We start from the raw sequence: 22,192 nt of genomic DNA, 5'->3' as shown, positions 1-22,192 counted from the left end.
CAGCGGCGGCGCGACGGGCAGCGGCGGCGCGATGAGAAGCGGCGGCGCGACGGGCAGCGGCGGCGCGATGAGAAGCGGCGGCGCGATGAGAAGCGGCGGCGCGATGAGAAGCGGCGGCGCGATGAGAAGCGGTGCGTGACGTGCCGAAGTGATGCGGCAGGCGGTATGGCGGACGCCAGCGACCCGACCGCGCCGGCGAGCGTCCCTCCGGGACCAATTCGCAGGTGACGTCACACCCCTCGCCACCCACAAGCACGGCGGGAGCACGGCGCACGTCGCCACTCCCGTGCCCAGCAGGGCGGCGGCCTGGCCCAGCAGATCCGGCAGCCCTGCCAAGCCGTGCAGCAGCCCTGCCGAGCGGTGCAGGAGCCCTGCCGACGGGTGCAGCGGACCACCGAGCGTGTGGCAGTCCCGCTCAGTCCGGCGGCAGCGCCGACAGGCAGCGCCGACCAGCTGCGCGAGACCTGTCCGGCGATGCGGCAGCCTCCGACTCGCGGCATGGCAGCCCCACCCGGCGGAGCGGCGACCCCGACCAGCGGGCGGCCCCTGCCTGGCGGTGCGAGCCCGGCCTGTCCGGGCAGGCTGTCCGGGCAGGCCCCTACCGAACGACCGCGTCCCTACCCAGCCACCGCGTCCCTGCCGAGCCGCCGCGTCCCTGCCTAGCTGGGCGGCGGCGCCACGCTCTCCCGCTTCACCAGCGTCGGCGCGACGGTCCGCCGAGGCCGGGCCGTCTCCCCGTCGCTGATCTGCTCCAGCAGCAGCCCGAGCGTCTCGCGCGCCACCGCGGCGAAGTCCGGACGGACGGTCGTGAGTGGCGGGATGAAATAGGCCGCCTCGGGCACGTCGTCGAAGCCCACGACGCTCACCTCGTGCGGCACTTTCCTGCCGCGCTCGCTCATCGCCCGCAGCACGCCCAGGGCCAGGTGGTCGTTCGAGCAGAACACGGCCGTGACCTCGGGCATCCTGGCCAGCATCTGCCCTGCGCGGTAGCCGGAGGCGGCGCTCCAGTCCGCCGCCACGACCGGGGGCACCTCGGCGGCGCAGGCGTCGAGAGCCGTGCGCCAGCCGTCCACGCGGCCGGCGGCGTCGAACCAGTCCGCCGGGCCCGAGACGTGCCAGACCGTCTCGTGGCCCGCGTCGATCAGGTGCTTCGTCGCCTCGAACGCTCCCAGGGCCTGGTCGACGGTGACCAGAGGTGTCGGGCGGTCCGGGTCGCCGTCCACGGTCACCAGCGGGACGCCTGCCGGTACGTCGGCCAGGGCGTCCGCGGCCGACGAGTTCGGGGCGATCACCACGATGCCCGCCACCCGCTGGTCGCGGTGGCGTTCGACAGCGGCGGAGATGGAGTCGCGGTCGAGCACCTTCACCCTGCCGACGCTGACGGCGAAGCCGGCCTCGCCTGCCGCCTCCTCGAAGGCGGACAGGAGCGAGGCCGGGCCGTAGAGCGTCGAGTTCTGCGCCACGACGCCGATGAGCTGCGTCTTGCCGGTGACCAGTGCGCGGGCCGCCCTGTTGGGGCGGTAGTCGAGCTCCTTGATGGCCGCCTGCACGCGCAGCCTGGTCTGTTCGCGGACGTTCGGGTGGTTGTTGAGCACACGCGAGACCGTCTGGTGCGACACCCCGGCGAGTCGAGCGACATCGGTCATCGCGGGGTCACGCGAGGTCTTCTCCACTGGCGGTCTCCGATCCTTGATCTGCACCGGTGATGTTAGCGATAACAGCAGGCCGGCATCGATGCAGTGCTCATTGTCCACTCATTCCAGGCGGAATGTGGCACGTCGGCGCGCGTCGCGGTCGTTACCTGGTCTGGACAACATGACACGGCCGGTGTCATGTGCGAGATACGTGTCCGCGCCGGCACGCAGCGAGACCGCGCCACGGTCCGAAAGTCCCGGTACGCGAACGAAGCTCGCCGCACGGCCGTACGCATCGGTGTCCTCGAACGGGTCGATGCGGACCACGTCCCCGTCCACCCTCACGTAGCGGTCGGGGAAGTTCACGGACTGCAGCGCGACGGTGCCCGAGCCCAGAAGTCCCGGTACGAAGCGGAACTGCGAGTCGGCGACGTCGCGGACGTTGCCGTCGACCCGCAGCCGGTACTCGTAGTGCCGCACCACCAGCGACGGTGCGTCCACAGGCGACAGCCGCACGATCGGCCCGCCACGCCCGACCGGCACCCCGAACGACGGTGTGCCGTCCGCGTTCCAGTGCAGCCGCTGGACGCGGGTGTGCCGGTTCGGGTCGAACAGCGGATCACCGGTGATGTCGCGGTAGTCGCGGGCGTGGTAGACGAGCACGTCGGCCGACCCCACCGTCGTGAACGAGTTGTGCCCCGGCCCGTACTGCGAGGTCGCGGCGGAGGTCACGAACACCGGCGTGGGCGTCTTCGTCCACGACCGCGCGTCCAGCAGGTTCGCGTTCTCGTCGGCGGTCAGCAGGCCCATGCAGTAACGGGCGTCGGTCGCGCTCGCGGAGAACGTCACGAACACCCGGCCGTTGCGGATCAGCACCGCGGGCCCCTCGTTCACCTTGAAGCCCTGCACCTCCCACGACAGCGTCGGCGTCGCGATCCGCACCGGCGCGCTCTTCAACGCGAGCGGCGAGGCCATCTCGGCGATGTAGAGGTTCGAGTTGGTCGCGATGCCGGGCTCGCTCTGCGCCCACAGGAAATAGCGCTTGCCGCGATGCGCGAACGTGGTGGCGTCGAGTGTGAACGTGTCCCACGCCGTCACCATCTGCCCGCGCAGCACCCAGCCGCCCTCGCGCGGGTCGGCGTTCGGCGACTCCAGCACGTAGGTGCGGATGCGGAACGGTTCGTCCTTGTCCCCGGCGGCGAAGTAGACGTACCACTTGCCGTCGATGCGGTGCAGCTCCGGCGCCCAGATGTACCCGCCCGTCCTCCCCGACGCGGGCCGCCGCCAGATGGTGCGCTCACGGGCGGCGGACAGACCGTCCAGAGTGGACGCGCCGCGGATCACGACCCGGTCGTACTCGGGCACGGACCCGGTCAGGTAGTACATGCCCTCGGTCGGCGGCGTGATGAACGGGTCGGCGCGCTGCTCGACCAGTGGGTTGCGGGTCGGCACCTCGGCGACGGGTTCGGCGGCGGTCGCGACGGGCGTCGCGGAGGTGAGCGCGCCGGTCGCGGCGAGCACGCCGCCCGTGGCCAGAAGAGATCGTCGGGTGATCACGAGCGGCTCCTGATCCGGAGGAACGTGACGGAGTGGGGCGGGAACGTGTGGGTGAAGCTGCTCGCGACCTTGATCTGCTCCGCACGGGTGCGGATCGGCTGGAAGAACTCGGTGTTCACGTCGTCGGGCCGGCCCTGCAGCACGGTCGCCCGCGCCGTCGACGCCACCGGAACGCCGAGGTCGACGCGCGTGCGCGCGGCGTTGTCCTGGGCGTTGACGACCTTGACGATCAGCTCACCGGTGGCGAGGTCGCGGGTGACGACCTGGCGGAACGGCTCGGCCACCTTGTCGTCGGTGAACTCGCCCCACTTCTGCCCGTCGAGGAACAGCGCGACGTGCCGGCCGCGGACCTCCACGCGCACGTCGTACGTGCGGCCGGTGTCGATGCGGGTGCCGTTGCTGACCAGCACGCTCTTGCCGCCGCCCACGGCCTTCTCCACCGCGGACTGGGTGTTGTTCCAGCCTCCCAGGTTCCACCAGTAGTAGTTGCCGGTGTCCTGCACGCCGAACGCGACGAGGAAACCCTCACGCCCGGACTGCTTGGTGGCCTTGACGTTCAGCGTGTAGTCGCGCCAGGTCTTGTCCCCCGCCGTGACGAGCGTGTCCTCGGCGGCGGCGTCCGACTGCACGTAGGCGCCGTTCACGACGTTCCACGCGCCACGGCCGGACTTCGTCCACCGGGTGTCGGTCCCGGAGAAGTCGTCGCTGAACAACGGCTGGCCGGACGCGTTGGTCACGTTCACATCGTCGTAGGTCGCGGCCGTCGCCCACGTGGAGAGCCCGATCGCACCGGTGATCGGCGCCTGGGTGGACGGCGTGGCGGACGCGGTGCTCGGCACGACGTGGTCGCCCACGTTGTTCATGAAGAGCTTCTGCATCTCGTAGCTCGCCGAGCCCCACGACGCGTGGTTGTTGAACCAGATCATGTCCGGACGCCACTGCACGTAGTCCTCGTTGGCCAGCAGCGGCGCGTACGAGGCGAGCTTCACGACGTCGGCGTTGCGTTCGAGCCCGGTCATGAACGCCGCTTCGCTCAGCGCGTTGGAGAACTTGTTGTCCTGCGAGGCGTACTCGCCGAGGAACACCTTCGGACCGTTGCGGTCGTAGGAGTCGTAGCGGTTGTTGTTCTCCAGGAACCAGCTCGGGCTGTTGTAGTAGTGCTCGTCGATCATCTTCACGCCGGCCTGCTTGTTCAGCTGCCACAGGCGGTCGAACGTGCCACCGGTGTCGTCGGGGCCGGAGTTGCTGACGACGGTGATGTCCGGGTACTTCGCGTTGATGGCGTCGCGGAACTGCGTGAACCGCGCCATGAACTCGTCCGGCAGGTTCTCCTCGTTGCCGACCGCGAGGTGGGTGAGCTTGAACGGCTTGGGGTGCCCCATTTCGGCGCGCTTGCGACCCCAGACGGAGTCGGCCGGGCCGTTCGCGAACTCGACCAGGTCGAGCGTGTCCTGGATGTGCCGTTGCAGCAACGCGGGGTCGTCGGTGGCGCGGTTCTGCCCGCAGCCGGTGACCAGAGCGGGGACGACGGGCAGCGGCATGGCGCCGACGTCCTCGGAGAACTGGAAGTACTCGTAGTAGCCGAGGCCGTAGGACTGGTTGTAGCCCCAGAAGTTCCAGTTCGTGGCGCGCTGCTCGACCGGGCCGATGGTGTCCTTCCACTGGTACGAACGGCGGCGCTCGAAGTTCGGCGCGTCGTAGCCGTAGTGGCTGCCGGTGTTGACCAGGCAGCCGCCGGGGAAGCGGACGAAGCCGGGCCGCAGCGCGGCGATCTTCTCCGCGAGGTCGCGGCGCAGGCCGTGGCCCTTGTAGGTGTCCTGCGGCAGCAACGAGATCATGTCGAGGCGCAGGGTCCCGGTGCCGCCGCCGGTCACCAGGAGCCTGCCCGTCGTGGTGGAGCTCTTCGCGCGGATCGTTCCCGTGTACCGGGTCCAGCCGTCACCGCGGACCTGGACCTTCACGGGGTCGCCCAGCGCGGTCCCGGCGGGATCGGTGATGGTGGCGGTGAGCTGCGCGGCCTGGTCGGCCCGCGCCCACACGGAGAAGTCGTAGCGCTGGCCGCCCTGCACGGCGATCCCGCTGTTGTAGCCGGAGTTGATGACGCCGGCGGGCAGGCCCAGCTTCAGGTAACGGCGGTTGCGCTCGTTCATCCGGCCGCTGTCGTCGGCGACGTCCACGGTGCCGCTGTGCGGCGCCCAGGAGGTCAGGCCCTGATAGCTCGCGTTGTCCGCGGGGTCGTACTCGAACGAGCGGTTCTGCACCAGCTCGGCGTACAGACCGCCGTCGGCGGCGCGGTTGATGTCCTCGAAGAAGACGCCGTACATCGAGTCTTCGATCGACGGCCCCTTCCCGGACGCGTCGATCTTGAGCGTGTAGTCGGTTTCGGCGGCCGCTCCCGATCCCGGAACGGCGACGAGCAGGCTGGCCGCGAGAGCGGCGCTGAACAGGACGTGCTTGCGGGGCACGAGTTTCCTCCCAAGCTCGGAAGTGAGCGTTAACATAGGGCTGCCAACTCGTTACGAGCAAGCCCTTGACGCGAAAGTTGTGAGCGTTCACTCTTGTCCACCTGACCACCGCGGACACGCGGTCGAGCTCCGCGACACCGTCGTCACACCGGAGGAATCCCAGTGCTGAAGAAGATCACGACAGTCGCCAGCGTGGTCCTGCTGAGCGCGCTCACCGCGTGCGGTTCAGGAGGCGGTGCGAGCACCGGTTCGTCCGGCAGCGACACCATCACGATGGGCTTCGCGCAGGTGGGTGCGGAGAGCGGCTGGCGCACCGCCAACACCAAGTCGATCCAGGACGAGGCCAAGGCGGCCGGGATCGAGCTGAAGTTCTCCGACGCGCAACAGAAGCAGGAGAACCAGATCAAGGCGATCCGCTCCTACATCCAGCAGAAGGTGTCGGTCATCGCGTTCAGCCCCGTCGTCGAGACCGGCTGGGACACCGTGCTGCAGGAAGCCAAGCGCGCCAACATCCCGGTGATCCTCACCGACCGGTCGATCGACTCCGACGACACGTCGCTCTACAAGACGTTCCTCGGCTCGGACTTCGTCGAGGAGGGCCGCAAGGCCGGCGACTGGCTGGTGGCCAACGCCTCCGGCCCGACGAACGTGGTGGAGCTGCAGGGCACCACCGGCGCGGCGCCCGCGATCGACCGCAAGAAGGGCTTCGAGGAGAAGATCGCGGCCAAGTCCGACATCAAGGTCGTCGCCTCGCAGACCGGTGACTTCACCCGCTCCGGCGGCAAGCAGGTCATGGAGGCGTTCCTCAAGTCCCAGCCGAAGATCGACGTGGTGTACGCGCACAACGACGACATGGGCCTGGGCGCGATCGAGGCCATCAAGGCGGCCGGCAAGGTGCCCGGCAAGGACATCAAGATCATCACCGTCGACGCGGTGAAGGACGGCATGCAGGCGCTGGCCAACGGCGAGATCAACTTCATCGTCGAGTGCAACCCGTTGCTGGGCAAGCAGCTGATGGAGCTCACGAAGAAGGTCGTCGCCGGTGAGCAGGTGCCGGAGCGGGTCGTGACCGAGGAGGGCACGTTCACGCAGGAGCAGGCGAAGGCCGCGCTTCCGCAGCGCCAGTACTGACTCACCGCCAGAGACCCCGCGGGACCCGTCATGGACGCGCATCCGGGTGACGGGCCCCGCGGCCCAGCGACGAAGGCACAGTGCCCATGACCGAGTCACCGCCCCCTGTCGTGCAGATGCGGGGCATCAGCCTCGCGTTTCCCGGCGTGAAGGCGTTGCAGGACGTCGACTTCCGGCTGTTCCCCGGCGAAGTGCACGCTCTCATGGGCGAGAACGGCGCCGGGAAGTCCACTCTCATCAAGACGTTGACGGGCGTGCACCGCGCCGACAGCGGGCAGGTCGTGCTCAGCGGTGACGAGGTGGCGTTCTCCTCCCCCGCCGACGCCCAGCACGCCGGGATCAGCACGGTGTACCAGGAGGTCAACCTCTGCGCGAACCTCACGGTCGCGGAGAACATCCTGCTGGGGCGGGAACCTCGCCGTCTCGGCGGCATCGACTTCCCGGCGATGCGCCGCCGTGCCGCCGAGGTGCTCGCGCGCATCGGCGTGCACATCGACCCGGCGTCGAGCCTCGGCGAACACCCGATCGCGGTGCAGCAACTGGTCGCCATCGCCCGTGCGATCGCGGTCGACTGCCGCGTACTCGTCCTCGACGAGCCGACGTCCAGCCTGGACGCGGGCGAGGTCGCGGAGCTGTTCCGGATCATGCGGGTGCTGCGCGACGAGGGCGTGGCGATCCTGTTCGTGTCGCACTTCCTCGACCAGGTCTACGAGATCTCCGACCGGATGACGGTGCTGCGCAACGGAACGCTCGTCGGCGAGCACCTCACCGCGGACGTCGACCGGCGCACGCTCATCGCGCAGATGATCGGCCGCGACCTCGGCGCGCTGGAGGCGATCGAGGACGCCGCCGAGAAGCGCACGGCCCAAGGCCCCGTCCTGGTCGAGGCCGAGGGACTGGGCAGGCGGGGCGCGATCGAACCGTTCGACCTCGAGATCCGCGCGGGCGAGGTCGTCGGCCTCGCGGGCCTGCTGGGCTCCGGACGCACGGAGCTGGCCCGGTTGCTCTTCGGCGCCGACCGCGCGGACTCCGGCCGGCTGCTCGTGGACGGCGCCCCCCTGCGCCTGCGCGGACCCCGGTCGGCGATCGCGGCGGGCATCGCGTTCAGCTCCGAGGACCGCAAGGGCGAGGGCCTCGTCGCGGACCTCTCGATCCGCGACAACCTCGTGCTCGCGATGCAGGCGGCACGTGGCTGGACCCGCCCGCTGCCGCGCAGGACCAAGGACCAGCTGGTCGAGAAGTACCTGAAGGCGCTCGACATCAGGCCCGCCAACCCGGACGCGCTGGTGCGCACCCTGTCCGGCGGCAACCAGCAGAAGGTCCTCCTGGCGCGCTGGCTCGTCACCGAACCGCGTCTGCTCATCCTCGACGAACCGACCCGCGGCATCGACATCGGCGCCAAGGCCCAGATCCAGCAGCTCGTCACGACGCTGGCCGCGGAGGGCACGGCGGTGCTGTTCATCTCCGCGGAACTGGAGGAGGTCGTGCGCATCGCCGACCGGATAGTGGTGCTGCGCGACCGGCGCAAGATCGCCGAGCTGGACGGCTCGGTGACCGGGGTGGACGAGGTCGTCGAGCTGATCGCGGGCGGGGCGGCGCCGGAGAAGGAAGTGGTCTCGTGAAGAACCGCCTGTTGTGGCCACTGCTGGCACTGGCCGCGCTCCTGCTGCTCAACCTCGCCGTCACGCCGTCGTTCTTCGCGCTGCGCATGCAGGACGGCCACCTCTACGGCGGCCTGGTCGACGTCCTGAAGAACGGCGCGCCGACCCTCCTGATCGCACTGGGCATGACGCTCGTGATCGCCACCAGGGGCATCGACCTCTCCGTCGGCGCGGTGGCGGCCATCGCGGGCGCGGTGACGTGTGTCCACATCGGAACGTCGGACAGCACCGGCACGGCGTTGGCGGGCATGGCGATCGCGCTGGTGCTCTGCGCGGCGCTGGGACTGTGGAACGGGTTCCTCGTGGCAGGACTGGGCATCCAGCCCATCATCGCGACGCTCGTGCTGATGACGGCCGGGCGCGGCGTGGCGATGCTCGTGACCGAAGGACAGATCGTCACGGTCAACAACACCGCGTACCGGCAGGTCGGCGCCGGGTTCGTGGTGCTGCCGGTCTCGATCCTGATCGCCCTGCTCGTGCTGGGGCTGGTGGCGTTCGTGACGCGGAAGACCGCGCTGGGCATGCTGATCGAGGCCGTCGGCGTGAACCCCGAGGCGTCGAGACTCGCCGGCGTGCGCTCGCGGACCCTCATCTGGACCGTCTACGTGTTCGCCGCGGTCTGCGCGGGCATCGCCGGGCTGATGATCAGTTCCAACGTCAGCGCGGCCGACGCCAACAACGCCGGGCTGTGGATCGAGATGGACGCCATCCTCGCCGTCGTCATCGGCGGGACGTCGCTCGCGGGCGGGCGCTACTCGCTCACGGGCACGCTGCTCGGCGCGCTGATCATCCAGACCCTCACCACCACCGTGTACACGATCGGCGTCGCCCCGGAGGTGACACTGGTCTTCAAGGCCGTCGTCGTCATCGCCGTGTGCCTGGTCCAGGCGCCCAAGGCCCGTGCCGCACTGAGCTTCCGGAAGGTGGCCGTCTCATGACCGCACTCGCCCCACGGGTGCCGACGCGGTTCCTGCCGGTATTGGCGACCGTCGCGCTGTTCGTCCTCGCGTTCGGGGTCGGCTCGGCGCGCTACGAAGGGTTCGCGTCCGGCCAGGTGATCGCGAACCTGTTCATCGACAACGCCTTCCTCATCGTGCTCGCGGCCGGCATGACGTTCGTGATCCTCAGCGGCGGCATCGACCTGTCCGTCGGCTCGGTCGTCGCCCTGTCCACGATGATCACGGCCTCGGGTCTCAAGGCCGGGTGGCCGGTCCCGCTGGTCATCGTCGTCGTGCTGCTGACCGGGTCGACGCTCGGGCTGCTGATGGGGCTCGTGATCCACCGGTTCGACATCCAGCCGTTCATCGTGACGCTCGCCGGCATGTTCCTGGCCCGCGGCCTGTGCTTCCTGATCAGCGTGGAGTCGGTGTCCATCAAGGACAAGACGTTCCGCTCGGTCGCCACCGCCGCGATCGAGCTGCCCGGCGGCGTCACGATCACCTACAACGTCGTGATCGCACTGGTCGTCGTCGCCGCCGCGATGTACGTCCTGCACCGCACCCGCTTCGGCCGCTCGGTCTACGCGGTGGGCGGCAACGAGTCGTCCGCGCTGCTCATGGGCCTGCCGACGACCCGCGTCAAGGTCGGCGTCTACGTCATCAGCGGCCTCTGCTCGTCGCTCGCCGGACTGCTGTTCAGCCTCTACATGCTCTCCGGGTACGGGCTGCACGCCGTCGGCATGGAGCTCGACGCCATCGCGGCCGTCGTGATCGGCGGAACGCTGCTGGCGGGCGGTGTCGGGTACGTGCTCGGCGGCCTCGCCGGGGTGCTGGTGCTCGGCACGATCCAGACGCTGATCTCGTTCCAGGGCACGCTCAGCTCGTGGTGGACGAAGATCGTGATCGGCGTGCTGCTGCTGGTGTTCATCGCCGTGCAGCGGACTATGGTTCGGCGGTGACACGGAAGCGCCTCCTGCTGTACGCACTCGTGGCCGCGCTGGTGGCGGCCGTCGGCGTGGTGGCGCTGCGTGGCCGGGAAGGCGTGGCGGGCACACCCGTCGCCGGCCCGACCACCACGACCACAGCCCCGCCACCTGCGCAGACGACGACCACGGCGACGACGACCACCACGAGCGCGCCTCCGGCCTCCAGCGTCGCTCCGAAACCGGCTGCCGTGCGGCGGACGGGTGTCGCGACGTTCTACGACTCCGACGGCGGTGGCGCCTGCTCGTACGACCCCGGCCCCGACCCGCTGACCGCCGCGATGAACGAGGCGGACTACGGCGACTCGGCGGCCTGCGGCGCGTTCGTGCTGGTCGAGGCCGGCGGAAAGAGCCTGACAGTGCGGATCACGAACCTCTGCCCGGCACCGTGCCGGCCGGGCCAGCTGGACCTCAGCGCGGAGGCGTTCGCACAGCTCGCACCGCCGGTGAAAGGCGAAATCCCGATCACCTGGACGATCGTCAGCCCGGAGACGTCCAAGACCATCGGGATCCGCTACAAGTCCGGGTCCAGCCAGTACTGGTGCGGGATCCAGGTCCTCGACCACCGCAACCCCGTGGCACGGCTGGAAGTGCAGGCGGGCGGGCAGTGGCGGCAGCTGAAGCGCGCCGAGTACAACTACTTCCTCGCCGAGGACGGCGTCGGCTGCGGCGGTTCGATCGCGGTCACGGACGTCCACGGTGAACGCCTGGTCGTGAACGCCCTGCCGGTGAAGCCCGACACGATCCAGGCCACGCCACTGCAGTTCCGTCGTGCTGGGTGATGAGTTCGCCGCCAGACCTCGAACCCAGATCCGCGTCACTTGCAGACGGTGATGGGTGCATCCCCTGTCACTTCAGGCGTGCAGGTCGCACCGCGGTGGCCTCAGCGGCAAGGTTTGTACCGCGTGGGACGACGGTGGCCGCGTCCTCTTAGATTGCCCTGTGGCCAATGACGCCCGATCGATCGTTCTCCGCCGCTACTGGCAGCACGTCATCGAGCTGGTGCTCTTGTGCGTCGCCGCCGTCCTGAGCCTGGTCCTCGGCGTCCTGCTGGCGTTGCCGCTGATCAAGCTCGGAGCACCGAAGGAGGTGTTCACGTGGATGCCGGTGGCGACGGTGGTCGCCGTGTCGTTGCTCGGCGTGGTGTGGGTCGAGATCTGGTACCCGTACCGGCACGGCGGTTCGACACCGGCGATGCGGTGGCTGGGGCTGAGGATCACGACCGTGCGCGGCGGCGAGCCGTCGTTGCGGGACTACTTCGTGCGGTGGTTGCTGATGGCGGTGGACGGCTTGCTGCTCGGACTGGTCGGCGCGGTGCTGATCGCCGTGACGCCGCGCCACCAGAGGCTCGGTGACATGGTCGCCGGGACCGTGGTCCGCCGCATCACCTGAGCAACCCGTTGCGCCAGGCCCAGATCGCCATCTCGGTCCGGTTGCGGGCGCCGATCTTGCCACCGGCGTTGGTCACGTGGGACTTCACCGTGGACAACGAGATGGTCAGGTGCCGGGAGATCTCGGCGTTGGTCAGGCCGCGGCCCACCGCGAGCACCACGTCGAGTTCGCGGCCGGTCAGCGGGGTGCCGTGGCCGCGACTCTCGCCCGCGGTGAAGTGGGCGAGCAGGCGCACCGTGACGGCGGGTGAGACCAGTGCCTCTCCCCTGACCGCGGCGTGCACGGCCTCCACCAGCAACCGCGGCCGGGCGTCCTTCACCAGGAACCCGCAGGCCCCGGCTAGCAGAGCCGCGTAGACGTTCGCGTCGACGTCGTAGGTCGTGACGACCAGTACCCGCAACGGGTCCGCGACGCCTGGTCCCGCCAGCAGTTCGGTGGCGCGCAGGCCGTCCAGCTTCGGCATGCGGATGTCCATCAGCGTCACGTCCGGCCGGAGCTGCCGGGCCAGGCGCACCGCTGACTCGCCGTCGGCGGCCTCGCTGATCACCTCGATGCCGGGCTCGGCGTCGAGGACCAGCCGGAAACCGGTGCGCACCAGGGTCTGGTCGTCGGCGATCAGCACGCGGATGGTCATCAGATGCCCCTCGGCAGGCCGTCGAAGTCGTGCGGGATCCGGGCGGTCACCCGCCAGCCACCGTCCCCGTGCGGGCCCGCGGTGAGCTCCCCGCCCAGCGCGGCCATCCGCTCGGTCATGCCCGTCACGCCGTACCCGCCCCCACCAGCAGTGCCGGGCAGCACGCCGTCGTTGTCGACCTCCAGCACGAGCTCACCCTCCTCGGACCGTGCCGCGACCCGCACGACCGCGGCCCGTGAGTGGCGCCGCGCGTTGGTCAGCGCCTCCATCACCACCCGGTGCAGCGCGACGGAGACCTGTGGTGGCAAGGGAACCGCCTCGACGTCGGCGGCGATGTGCACCGACGCGTCCCCTGCCGCCGCTCGCACCACGTCCCCCAGCGCGAGGCTCGGGGACGGCAGCGGGTCGTCGCTGCGCAGCACGCCGACCAGTCCTCGGGTGGCGGTCAGGGCTTCGGCCGCCGCCTGTTCGATCTCGTCGTAGACCTCGGCGGGGTTCTGGGAGGGCACCGCCTGGGCCGCTCGGGTCCGCACCACGATGCCGGTGACGTGGTGCGCCACCAGGTCGTGCAGGTCGCGGGCGAGCTGCAGCCTGTCGTCGTTGCGGACGCGTTCCAGCTCACGGCGGTGCCGGGCGTCGGCGTCGCGCAGGATCAGGCCCAGCACCATCGCGGCACCCCAGGCCAGTGCGGCGGCCACCGGGAACAGCGAGTCGAGGCCGTAGCGCACGACCGGAGCGAGCACGACGGTGACGCAGGCGGCGGTGGCGAGCACCGCCGCCCGCGCCGGAGGAAGCCGGCGGCATCCGGCGGCGACCAGCAACAGCACCGCCAGCACCTCCGTCACCGGCGGTCGCACAGGAGCCCGTTCCACGAGCCCCGCGACCGCTGTCCCGGCGAGCGACAGCGCGATCACCGCGCCCGCCAGCAGCTCGATCCGCCGAGGGAACCTGCGCCGCAGCACCGCGAGGACCGCGGCGGCCTCCCCCGCGTACGGCACGACCATGGCGAGCAGCGGGCCCAGCAGGCCTCGTGGGCCGTCCCCGTCGACCGCGAGCACCGCGTCCACGACCACCGCCACGAGCAGCGCGCCGACCTCGGCCACGAACACGCTGCGCCGCGCCGGCGTTCCGGTCATGCGGGCATTCTCGACCCCGCCCCCGTGACGGATTACCCCGCCCTCTTCACGGTGTCGAAGTAGACGTTGGAGGCGGGCAGGTAGCTCGCCACCACCGCCATCGCCGCCACCAGCGCGCCGCCGTACGCGGGCAGCGTCGCCGTCCCCTCGCCGATGAACAGCGACGCCACCTGGAACACCGTGAACACGGTCAGCACCACCCTGGCCCAGTTGCGTCCCGACCGGAGCTTGAAGGCAAGCCACAGCTGCACCAGCGCGATCACCAGCGCGATGCTCGCGAACAACACCTGCGTGAAGGTGGCGGCGCTCTGCAACTGCTCTTCGGTCATCGTCGTACCCGACGCCCTCAGCGCGTCGACGAGGTCGTCGTGCGTGCCCACCAGGACACCCACGGACGTGACCGCGAAAACGCACGACACGAGAAACCCGGTGAAAGCCGCGATGATGGTGCCCGGCGGAGTGGTCCGGCCCGTTGCAGTAGTCATGATCACGACCGTAGAAGCGCCGGGAAGCCGTTGCGCCACAACGGGTTGCCATCTCGTACTTTCGGACGAGAGCCCGGTTGCGGCGGTGCGGCACCACCGCCAGCATGCCGGGCTTGCACACCCGCGCCCGCCGTGCGGTCCACGAACGTGCGGTTCTCCGCCCGCTGATCTGCGGGGGAATGAAGGGTGCAGCAGAATCGTTGATCGTGGACATGGCAGACGTGAAGCTCAGCCCCACCGAATGGGTGCAGCAGCAGACGAAGACGATCCTCGAGACCGGGACGACCGAGGGGGTCGAGGTACTCGGCCGGCCGATCGTGCTGCTGACGGTGCGCGGCGCGAAGAGCGGCGCCCTCCGCTACACCCCGGTCATGCGCGTGGAGCACGAGGGCAGCTACGCGGTCGTGGCGTCCAAGGGCGGCGCGCCCGAGCACCCCACCTGGTACCACAACATCAAGGCTCACCCCGAGATCGTCCTGCAGGACGGCGCGGAGGCGAAGGACTTCACCGCCCGCGAGGTCGACGGTGACGAGCGGGCGCGGTGGTGGGAGCGGGCCGTGGCGGCCTTCCCCAACTACGCGGAGTACCAGGAGAAGACCGACCGGCAGATCCCGCTGTTCGTGCTCGACCCCAGGTGAGCTACCAGCGCACGGGGATCGTGGACAGGTAGGTCCTGAGCTTGTCGGCGATCAACCGGTGGTCGCGCGCCGAGAAGTGCCAGTCGCAGCCCAGCCGGTCGAGCGCGGGGTCGTCGTAGTTCCAGAGGCGGACGCGGTCGTCACCCCGGTCCTGGACGACCTGGCGGGCGGCGTCAGCGAACCTGCCTGACCCCTCGGGGACGCCGACCACGATCATCGTGCGCTTGCCGTAACGGGTGCGCAGCTTGTCGAGGAAGCCCTGGTACGCGGCCGTGTAGTCGCTGACCAGGGCTTCCGGCGTTGCCCACTGCTCACCGGGGTTGAGCGGCGTGGAGAAGTCGTTGGTGCCCAGCCCCACGACGACGAGCTGCGGCCGCCAGGACGCCGGAACGCGCCACACGTCGCCTTCGACGTTCAGCAACGCGCGGTCGTAGTAGGTGCGGTAGTTCGTGCCGGCGGAGTGGCCGTTGTAGTTGCGCACCACGCCCAGCCCGGAGTACGCGTTGACCTGGTAGTCGGCGTTCAAGGCGCGGGCCGTGATCGCGCCGAAGCTCAGGTCGGTGTTGGTGTTGCGGGTGACCCCGCCGTTCGCGGAGCAGTCACGGGTGGTCGAGAGGTTGCCGTAGCCCGCGGTCAGGGAGTCGCCGACGAACTCGATCTGCCGGGAGCGCGCGGCGGGACGAGCGAGCACCGCGCCACCGTCCGCGGCGACGAACCCGCCGAACTCCCCGGCGGCCCACGGGCTTTCGGTGCGCTTGACCAGCCGGACGCGGTGCACGGTGTCGCTCAGCCCGCGCACCCAGTGCGTGACGGCGCCCGGAGTCACCAGCGACGCGACCGTCGTGCCGTCGACCTGCACGTCGTAGTCGTTGACCGGGTCGTTGAGGACCACGCCGATCCCGGTGCCGCGGAACCGGCCCTCGAAGTAGACGCCGGGCCAGGTGTACTGGCCGGTCTTCGTGACGCGGCCCGCGGTGTGCGCCTGGTAGGTGACGCCCGCCGCCGCCGGCGCGGCCGTGAGCACCAAGGCCGCCACAGCAACGAGAGCTGTCGCTCGTGATCGGTTCATGAATCCTCGCAATCGGGTGAGCCGTACTCGAACCAGTCGAAGCGCACGGTGCCCGCCGCGGCGTACAGGCCGATGACGCGACCGGTGAAACCCCCGGCCACCTCGGTCGACAGGTATTTGCCGTCGAGCGTGGCGAGTGCGGTGAAGGTGCCGTCGGGTGTCTCCGTGCCGAACGTCAGGGTGTCCGGGCCCCGGCGAGCGTCCTGTGGCGTCCGCTCCTCGTCCACCCTCACCACCAGGACGACCGGCCCGTCCGGCACCGGCTCGGACGCGACGACGGTGCTCAGCGGGCCGATGCGGGCCAGCACCCGCGCCTGGCCCGCCGCGACCTCGATCTCGTAGTGGTGTTCCTCGTCGAGGCGGACCGCCAGACCGCCGCTGCCGTCCGCCGGGTCCAGCAGGGTGCGGGCGACGCAGGAGAGGTGCCGCTGGCGCTGCCCGGCGAACACGACGGCGGGATCGTCCATTCCGGCCCCGCGGGCGTGCAGCGTCAGCCATCCGGCGCGTTCCGCGGTGGTGCAGTGCTTCTCGGAACGGTCGCGCACGGAGATCCAGGCCGGCGCCAGGTCGCCGTCGAAGTCGTCCCGGTGAAGCTCCGCGGATTCGGGACGGGGCACCGGCTCGCCGACCACGGGCCAGCCGTCGACCCAGGTCACCGGCGCGAAGAAGGTCTCACGGCCGAGCACGTGCCACCCCGGCGTGCCGCCGCCCGGACGCACGGCGAGCAGCACCATCCCCCACGATCCGTCCGGAGCCTGCACGAGATCGGCGTGGCCGGTGTTCTGCACCGGCTTGTCGATGCCGCGATGGGACAGGATCGGGTTGGCCGGGCATGGCTCGAACGGGCCGTTGGGCGAGCTTCCGCGCGCGATCGAGACGGCGTGCCCACGTTCTGTGCCGCCCTCGGCGATCATCAGGTACCAGTGGTCGCCGATCCGGTACAGGTGCGGCGCCTCCGGGAACCTCGCGCCGGGCGACCCCGACCACAACTGGTGCGGCGGGCCGAAGTTCTCACCGGTGACGGGGTCGATGCGGTACTGCCGCACCCCGGCGACCGTGCACCAGCAGTTCCCGTCGTCGTCCCAGGCCAGATCGGGGTCGATGCCCTCGACACCGGGCAGCGAGACGGGATCGGACCACGGCCCGGCTGGATCGGTGGCGGTGAAGATCATGTTCCCGCCGCCGTGGCTCACACTCGTGACGATCAGCCAGAACCGCCCGTCGTGGTGGCGCAGGGTCGGCGCGTAGATCCCAGCGGACGACGGTGTCGAGGTCGTCAGGAGCAGCTGGCTCGGCCGGTCGAGCGCGTTGCCGATCTGTTTCCAGTGCACGAGATCCGTGCTGTGGAAGACCGGGATCCCGGGGAAGTACTCGAAGGTCGAGCACACCACGTAGTAGTCCTCCCCGACCCGGCAGATGCTCGGGTCGGGGTGCATTCCAGGGATCATCTCTCCTCCAGCACAACGCATCCGCCGGCCGGCACCTCGCCCACGAGCCTGCCGGTCAGCAGGTCGCGGGCGGGCAGCGGCAACGCGACGGGACCACCGCTGTGGTTGAGCACGAAGTGCCACAGGCACTCGGGCCCTTCTCGCGTGACGGCCTCGACTCCGGGCGGCATCACCGGCAGCACCACGCCGGAGGAGTCCAGCAGCCCGGCGAGCAGTGCCGCGTGGTCCAGGGCGCCGAGACGGGTCGAGAGGTACCAGGCCGCGCCTTTGCGGGTCAGCGCGGGAAGTCCGGCGAGCACGCCGTGGGTGTAGGTCGCGACCGCGGTGGCGCCCTCCAGCCGGATCGACTCGCTCCAGGCCGTGCCGCGGGAACCGTCGGACAACGTGATCCGCTCGTCGCGCCGCAACGGCCGGTGCTCCTCGACCCTGATACCCAGGGTCTCGCGCAACGCCGCCACCGGATACCCGCCGAGCCGTGCGTGCAGACGGCTGTCGACGACTCCGCTGAAGTGCTGCACCAGCAACGTGCCGCCGTCGCCGACGAAGCGGCGGAGGTTCTCCGCTCCCTCGTCGGACAACAGGTACAACGACGGCGCCACAACCAGCCGGTAGCGGCGCAGATCCGCCGCCGGGTGGGCGAAGTCGACCACCGCCCCGGCGTCCCACAACGCCCGGTGGGCCGCGCGCAGTGCCGAGTGGTAGTCGAGCTCGGCCGAGGGAAGACCGTCCGAGTTCAAGGCCCACCAGGCATCGGAGTCGTGCAGCACCGCCACCTCCGCCGTGACGGTCGACCCCGCCAGACCGGCCAGACGGGCGAGCGCCGCACCGGTCGCCTTCACCTCGCGGAAGATCCGGCTGTCCGGCCCGGCGTGCGGCACCATTCCCGAGTGCCACTGCTCGGCACCCGCCTTCGACTGCCGCCACTGGAAGAACAACGCTCCCTCCGACCCGCGCGCGACGTGGCCGAGCGAGTGGCGCAGCACCTCCCCCGGTTCCTTGGCCAGCACCCGGTCGCCGGCGTAGACCGTGCTGGTGCCCTGTTCCATCAACAGCCACGGCCTGCCACCCGCGAACGACCGCGCGCGGTCCGCGGCGAACGCGACGTCCGCCGCCGCGTCGAGACCGGGCGCGTCCGGGTAGTGGTCGATCGCCACGACGTCGACCTCGCGGCCGAGCGCCCACAGGTCGACGTTCTGGTAGCCGGGCAACATCAGGTTGGTCGTCACCGGCCGGTCGCTGAACGCCCGGATCGCGTCCCGCTGCTCCCGGTAGGCCGCGATCACCTCGTCGGAGAAGAACCGGCTGAAGTCCAGCGCCTGCCCGGGGTTGCGGTGCCACTGGGTCGCGCGCGGCGGCAGGACCTGCTCCCACGCGGTGTACCGCTGGCTCCAGAACGCCGTCCCCCACGCCTCGTTGAGCACGTCGAGCGACCCGTGGCGGGCCTGCAACCAGAGGCGGAACGCTGCGGCGGTGTGCTCGCACCAGCACAACGTCGTGTACTCGTTGTGCACGTGCCACAACGCCACCGCCGGGTGGTCGCCGTACCGTTGCGCCAATGCCGAAGCGATGCGCCGGGCGGCGTCCCGGTAGGCGGGCGCGGTCAGGCAGTAGGTGTCCCGGCTGCCGTGGACCAGCCTGGTGCCGTCGGCGGTGACCGGCAGGGCGTCCGGGTGCGCGAGCGTGAACCACGGCGGCGGTGAGGCCGTCGGCGTGGCCAGGTCGACCGCGATGCCGTTGGCGTGCAGGCGATCCAGGTGCGCGTCGAGCCACTCGAAGTCGTAGCACCCTTCCCCGGGTTCGAGCAGGGCCCAGGAGAAGACGCCGACCGTGACCAGGTTGACCCCGGCCGCGCGCATCAGCGCGTCGTCCTCCTTCCACACCTGCTCGTCCCACTGCTCGGGGTTGTAGTCGCCGCCGAAAGCCAAGCCCCCCAGGCGTTCTGTGATCACGGCTCACCCCGCACGGGTAGAACCGCGTTGTCGCGCAGGAACAACGGGATGCGCTCGATCGGAGCCGCCGCTGTCAGGGTCTGACCGCCGTCGTGCCGCTCGCCGGTCCACGCGTCGGTCCACCGCGCACCGGCGGGCAGCCAGACCTCCCGTTCGCGGACACCGGCCTCGGTCACCGGGGCGACGAGCAGGTCGGGCCCCAGCAGGAACGCGTCCTCGACCTGCCACGCCCAGGGGTCGTCCGGGAACTCCAGGAACACCGGCCTCATCGGCGGCAGCCCGGTCTCGGCGGTGACGCGCATCTGCTCCATCACGTACGGGCGCAGGCGTTCTCGCAGGCGCAGGTGCTCGGCGAGGATCTCGTAGGCCTCCTCGCCGTACGACCAGACCTCGTTGGCCAGGCCGGTCATCCCGGGTTCCAGCACCTGCTCGGCGCCGCGGAAACCGTGCAGGCGGAACAACGGGCAGAAGGTGCCGTACTGGAACCAGCGCACCAGGACCTCGCGGTAGGCGGGGTCGTCCGGGTCGCCGCCGTGGAAGCCGCCGATGTCCGTCGTCCACCAGGGGATTCCGGACAGCATGACGTTGAGCCCGGCCTTGATCTGCGCGCGCAGGGTGGCGAAGTCCGTGCCGATGTCACCGGACCACAGCGCGGCGCCGTACCGTTGCGCGCCCGCCCACGACGAGCGGTTGAGCGAGATGATCTCGGTCTCCCCCGCCGCGCGGAGTCCGTCGTGGACGGTGCGGGCGTTCTCGCGCGGGTAGAGGTTGCCGACCTCCAGGCCGGGTCCCGCGTGGTAGCGCAGGTTGTACTGGTGGCCGGGCTTCAGCTCGGGTTCTCCGGCGTCCAGCCAGAAGACCTTCACGCCGAGGTCGTGGTACCCGCGCTGGAGCCGTTCCCAGACGTACTCGCGGGCCGACGGGTCGGTGGCGTCGTAGAAGGCCACCTGGGCGGAGTAGGCGCCGAGTCCCTTGTCCGGCCAGTCCGCGTGCGCCATCGGGCCGAACTCGGTGCCCACCAACAGCCCCTGGTTGAGCATCGGGTGGTAGTTCTCGCTGGCCGGGCTCACCGACGGCCACACCGAGACCATCAGCCGGACGCCCATCTCGTCGAGCTCGCGCACCATCGCCGCGGGATCGGGCCACTCCGCGGGGTCGAACCGCCAGTCGCCCAGGTGGGTCCAGTGGAAGAAGTCGCAGACGATCACGGACAACGGCAGCCCGCGCCGCCGGTACTCGCGGGCGACCTCCAGCAGCTCGTCCTGGTCGCGGTAGCGCAGCTTGCACTGCCAGAAGCCCGACGCCCACTCCGGCAGCACCGGCGAACGCCCTGTCACACCGGCATAGCGGCGCAGCACGTCGGCAGGTCGGCCCGCGGTGACCCAGTAGTCGATCTGGCGAGCGCTGTCGGCGACCCAGCGGGTGCCGGTCTCCGCCAGTTCCACCCGGCCGATGGCCGGTGAGTTCCACAGCAGCCCGTACCCGCGGTCGGAGATCACCAACGGAATGGTGACCTCGGCGTTGCGCTGCACGAGGTCGATCACGGCGCCCTTCTGGTCCAGCAGGCCGTGGGTGTGCTGACCGAGGCCGTAGAGCCGTTCTCCCGGGTACGCGCGGAAACGCTGTTCGAGCCGGTGGTGGCCGTTGCCGGTCGCGGTGGCGAGTCGCGGTCCCGGCCACCAGAAGTGGGCGGGTTGTTCGGCCAGCAGTTCGGTGCCGTCCTCGGTCCTGCTGAACGTGAGCCGTCCCGCCGACGCCGGCAGGTCGGGGGTCAGCGCGCCCTCGGTGCCGGCGTCGATCCGCACGGTCAGCCCGCCGGTGACGAGGGTCGCGTGGTGCGCACCGACCTTGATCTCCACCTCGCTGTCCGGCGGGGTGTCCAGCAGGGCGCCGGGGAGGTCGTCGAGCAACGGGCCGGCGGGCGTCGACCGGACGCGCACGGCGTCCGGGCCCCAGGCCTCGACGCGGAGGGTCTCGCCCGCGGCCCGCCATTCCAGCGCGGTGCCGAGGTCTCGGAGGTACGGGGACATGCGGGACTCCTCGGGTCAGTGCGGTGCGGGTCCCGTGCTGTCGCGCACGGTCAGGACGGGCGTGAGCAGCACCCGTTCGTCGGCCGGGCTGCCACCGTCGTGGGCGGCGGCGAGCCGGCGCATGATCTGCTCGACGGCGACCCGGCCGAGGTCCTGCGCCGAGCCGGTCACCGCGGTGAGCCGCGGCGCGAACTGCTCGGCCAGCTGGTCCTGGCAGAGCGCGACCACCGAGGCGTCCTCGGGCACCGTCCGGCCGCCGGTGCGCAGCAGGCTCAGCAACGGGCCGATCGCGCCCTCGTTCTGCACCACGAAACCGGTGGTGCCCGGACGGTCCGCGAGCACGCGCGCCAACGTCCCCGCGGTGCTCTCGTAGGTGCCCTCGCAGGTCCGGTGCAGGAACCGGAGACCGCGTTGTCCCGCCCTGTCCCGGAAACCGGCCAGCGTGCGTTCGGCGTAGCCCGCGTGCCGGTGGTAGACGCCGGAGCCGTAGCCGATGAACGCGATCTCCCGGTGCCCGAGATCGGCGAGGTGGTCCGCGCACAACGCCCCGGCGGCGGCGAAGTCGTGGTCCACACAGGACAGTCCGCGGGCGTCGTCGGCCAGTCCGATGAGCGCGGCCTGGGTCTCCTGGGCCCGCAGCACCGGGATGCGCTCGTCGTCCAGCTCGACGTCCATCAGGACCACGCCGTCGGCCAGACCGCTGGCCGCGATCCTGCGGACGCCGCCGGGGCCCTCGTCGCTGGTGATCAGCAGGACGTCGTACCCGTGCCGGCGGGCCGCCGTCGTCACGGAGATCGCGATCTCCATCATCACCGGCACGTAGACGTCCGTGCGCAACGGCACCATCAGCGCGATGATGTGCGACCGCCGGGCCGCCAGCGCCCGCGCACCCGCGTTGGGGTGATATCCCAGCGCCTGCACGGAACTGCGCACCCGGCGCCGCGTCTCCTCCGAGATCGCGCGCTTGCCGCTGAGCACGTAGCTCACCGTGCTGGACGACACGCCCGCGTGCCTCGCCACGTCGGCAATGGTCACCATGTGC

The 22,192-nt window shown here is 70.6% G+C and carries 18 protein-coding genes; 7 read left to right on the top strand and 11 right to left on the bottom strand.

Going from position 1 to position 22,192, the window contains the following annotated elements; genetic code table 11:
* Nucleotides 1-659 precede the first annotated feature (659 nt).
* The 3 genes from ACWF7A_RS08055 to ACWF7A_RS08045 all read right to left on the bottom strand — a co-directional run bounded on the left by ACWF7A_RS08055 (nt 660) and on the right by ACWF7A_RS08045 (nt 5,656).
* Entirely contained in the window at nt 660-1,646 is a 987-nt protein-coding gene (locus ACWF7A_RS08055; protein ID WP_452250149.1) for a LacI family DNA-binding transcriptional regulator, read from the bottom strand.
* A gap of 108 nt (nt 1,647-1,754) precedes the next feature.
* Nucleotides 1,755-3,191 (bottom strand): family 43 glycosylhydrolase, encoded by a 1,437-nt coding sequence (locus ACWF7A_RS08050; RefSeq protein WP_452249708.1) that lies wholly within the window; start codon nt 3,189-3,191, stop codon nt 1,755-1,757.
* Nucleotides 3,188-5,656, bottom strand: coding sequence for an alpha-L-arabinofuranosidase C-terminal domain-containing protein (locus ACWF7A_RS08045; protein WP_452249707.1), 2,469 nt, complete (start codon nt 5,654-5,656; stop codon nt 3,188-3,190). Before ACWF7A_RS08045 ends, ACWF7A_RS08050 begins: the two co-directional genes overlap by 4 nt.
* A 156-nt stretch (nt 5,657-5,812) precedes the next feature.
* Between ACWF7A_RS08045 and ACWF7A_RS08040 the strand changes: the two genes are divergently transcribed.
* The 6 genes from ACWF7A_RS08040 to ACWF7A_RS08015 all read left to right on the top strand — a co-directional run bounded on the left by ACWF7A_RS08040 (nt 5,813) and on the right by ACWF7A_RS08015 (nt 11,761).
* On the top strand, nt 5,813-6,787 hold the full coding sequence (locus ACWF7A_RS08040; protein WP_452250148.1) for an ABC transporter substrate-binding protein: 975 nt from the start codon (nt 5,813-5,815) through the stop codon (nt 6,785-6,787).
* An 86-nt stretch (nt 6,788-6,873) separates the two neighbouring features.
* The gene (locus ACWF7A_RS08035) at nt 6,874-8,409 is read left to right on the top strand and encodes a sugar ABC transporter ATP-binding protein (RefSeq protein WP_452249706.1); all 1,536 of its coding nucleotides are present in this window, start codon (nt 6,874-6,876) and stop codon (nt 8,407-8,409) included.
* Entirely contained in the window at nt 8,406-9,386 is a 981-nt protein-coding gene (locus ACWF7A_RS08030; RefSeq protein WP_452249705.1) for an ABC transporter permease, read from the top strand. Before ACWF7A_RS08035 ends, ACWF7A_RS08030 begins: the two co-directional genes overlap by 4 nt.
* Nucleotides 9,383-10,345 (top strand): galactofuranose ABC transporter, permease protein YjfF, encoded by a 963-nt coding sequence (gene yjfF, locus ACWF7A_RS08025; protein WP_452249704.1) that lies wholly within the window; start codon nt 9,383-9,385, stop codon nt 10,343-10,345. Before ACWF7A_RS08030 ends, yjfF begins: the two co-directional genes overlap by 4 nt.
* Nucleotides 10,342-11,151: an expansin EXLX1 family cellulose-binding protein gene (locus ACWF7A_RS08020; protein WP_452249703.1), complete on the top strand. Its 810-nt coding sequence runs from the start codon at nt 10,342-10,344 to the stop codon at nt 11,149-11,151. The genes yjfF and ACWF7A_RS08020 overlap by 4 nt, the downstream gene beginning before the upstream one ends.
* Nucleotides 11,152-11,311: 160 nt before the next feature.
* Entirely contained in the window at nt 11,312-11,761 is a 450-nt protein-coding gene (locus ACWF7A_RS08015; protein WP_452249702.1) for an RDD family protein, read from the top strand.
* On the opposite strand, the gene ACWF7A_RS08010 is transcribed toward ACWF7A_RS08015, so the two are convergent.
* Genes ACWF7A_RS08010 through ACWF7A_RS08000 form a run of 3 tightly spaced genes read right to left on the bottom strand, consistent with a single transcriptional unit; the run spans nt 11,754 to nt 14,016 of the window.
* A complete protein-coding gene (locus ACWF7A_RS08010) occupies nt 11,754-12,395 on the bottom strand; it encodes a response regulator (RefSeq protein ID WP_452249701.1) in 642 nt (213 codons plus the stop codon). The two genes, ACWF7A_RS08015 and ACWF7A_RS08010, sit on opposite strands and share 8 nt — an antisense overlap.
* Nucleotides 12,395-13,531, bottom strand: a complete 1,137-nt coding sequence (locus tag ACWF7A_RS08005; protein ID WP_452249700.1) for a sensor histidine kinase — start codon at nt 13,529-13,531, stop codon at nt 12,395-12,397. The genes ACWF7A_RS08010 and ACWF7A_RS08005 overlap by 1 nt, the downstream gene beginning before the upstream one ends.
* Nucleotides 13,532-13,563: 32 nt before the next feature.
* On the bottom strand, nt 13,564-14,016 hold the full coding sequence (locus tag ACWF7A_RS08000) for a hypothetical protein (protein ID WP_452249699.1): 453 nt from the start codon (nt 14,014-14,016) through the stop codon (nt 13,564-13,566).
* A gap of 212 nt (nt 14,017-14,228) precedes the next feature.
* Here ACWF7A_RS08000 and ACWF7A_RS07995 point away from each other — a divergent pair, with 212 nt between their 5' ends.
* Nucleotides 14,229-14,654, top strand: coding sequence for a nitroreductase family deazaflavin-dependent oxidoreductase (locus tag ACWF7A_RS07995; protein WP_452250147.1), 426 nt, complete (start codon nt 14,229-14,231; stop codon nt 14,652-14,654).
* 1 nt (nt 14,655) lies between these two features.
* Here the strand turns inward: ACWF7A_RS07995 and ACWF7A_RS07990 are convergent, their stop codons facing one another.
* The 5 genes from ACWF7A_RS07990 to ACWF7A_RS07970 are packed head-to-tail and all read right to left on the bottom strand — an operon-like array spanning nt 14,656 to nt 22,188.
* Nucleotides 14,656-15,723 carry an SGNH/GDSL hydrolase family protein gene (locus ACWF7A_RS07990; protein ID WP_452249698.1) on the bottom strand — a complete coding sequence of 356 codons (1,068 nt, stop codon included), beginning with the start codon at nt 15,721-15,723 and terminating at the stop codon, nt 14,656-14,658.
* A complete protein-coding gene (locus ACWF7A_RS07985) occupies nt 15,720-17,171 on the bottom strand; it encodes a glycoside hydrolase family 43 protein (RefSeq protein ID WP_452249697.1) in 1,452 nt (483 codons plus the stop codon). Before ACWF7A_RS07985 ends, ACWF7A_RS07990 begins: the two co-directional genes overlap by 4 nt.
* Nucleotides 17,168-19,120 carry a beta-galactosidase gene (locus ACWF7A_RS07980; RefSeq protein WP_452249696.1) on the bottom strand — a complete coding sequence of 651 codons (1,953 nt, stop codon included), beginning with the start codon at nt 19,118-19,120 and terminating at the stop codon, nt 17,168-17,170. Before ACWF7A_RS07980 ends, ACWF7A_RS07985 begins: the two co-directional genes overlap by 4 nt.
* A complete protein-coding gene (locus tag ACWF7A_RS07975; protein WP_452249695.1) occupies nt 19,117-21,150 on the bottom strand; it encodes a TIM-barrel domain-containing protein in 2,034 nt (677 codons plus the stop codon). Before ACWF7A_RS07975 ends, ACWF7A_RS07980 begins: the two co-directional genes overlap by 4 nt.
* Nucleotides 21,151-21,165: 15 nt before the next feature.
* Entirely contained in the window at nt 21,166-22,188 is a 1,023-nt protein-coding gene (locus ACWF7A_RS07970; protein ID WP_452249694.1) for a LacI family DNA-binding transcriptional regulator, read from the bottom strand.
* Between the last annotated feature and the right edge of the window lie 4 nt (nt 22,189-22,192).

The organism is Lentzea sp. NPDC055074, from assembly GCF_053608005.1.
The sequence above is the reverse complement of the archived record's forward strand: the minus strand, read 5'-3'. Positions and strand labels throughout refer to the sequence as shown.

Excerpts from the sequence above, each read along its gene's own strand:
- ACWF7A_RS08005 (WP_452249700.1), bottom strand. The coding sequence starts at position 13,531 with ATGACCGGAACGCCGGCGCGGCGCAGCGTGTTCGTGGCCGAGGTCGGC.
- yjfF (WP_452249704.1), top strand. The coding sequence starts at position 9,383 with ATGACCGCACTCGCCCCACGGGTGCCGACGCGGTTCCTGCCGGTATTG.
- ACWF7A_RS07970 (WP_452249694.1), bottom strand. The coding sequence starts at position 22,188 with ATGGTGACCATTGCCGACGTGGCGAGGCACGCGGGCGTGTCGTCCAGC.
- ACWF7A_RS08055 (WP_452250149.1), bottom strand. The coding sequence starts at position 1,646 with ATGACCGATGTCGCTCGACTCGCCGGGGTGTCGCACCAGACGGTCTCG.
- ACWF7A_RS07985 (WP_452249697.1), bottom strand. The coding sequence starts at position 17,171 with ATGATCCCTGGAATGCACCCCGACCCGAGCATCTGCCGGGTCGGGGAG.
- ACWF7A_RS07995 (WP_452250147.1), top strand. The coding sequence starts at position 14,229 with ATGGCAGACGTGAAGCTCAGCCCCACCGAATGGGTGCAGCAGCAGACG.
- ACWF7A_RS07975 (WP_452249695.1), bottom strand. The coding sequence starts at position 21,150 with ATGTCCCCGTACCTCCGAGACCTCGGCACCGCGCTGGAATGGCGGGCC.
- ACWF7A_RS08000 (WP_452249699.1), bottom strand. The coding sequence starts at position 14,016 with ATGACTACTGCAACGGGCCGGACCACTCCGCCGGGCACCATCATCGCG.
- ACWF7A_RS07990 (WP_452249698.1), bottom strand. The coding sequence starts at position 15,723 with ATGAACCGATCACGAGCGACAGCTCTCGTTGCTGTGGCGGCCTTGGTG.
- ACWF7A_RS08010 (WP_452249701.1), bottom strand. The coding sequence starts at position 12,395 with ATGACCATCCGCGTGCTGATCGCCGACGACCAGACCCTGGTGCGCACC.
- ACWF7A_RS08035 (WP_452249706.1), top strand. The coding sequence starts at position 6,874 with ATGACCGAGTCACCGCCCCCTGTCGTGCAGATGCGGGGCATCAGCCTC.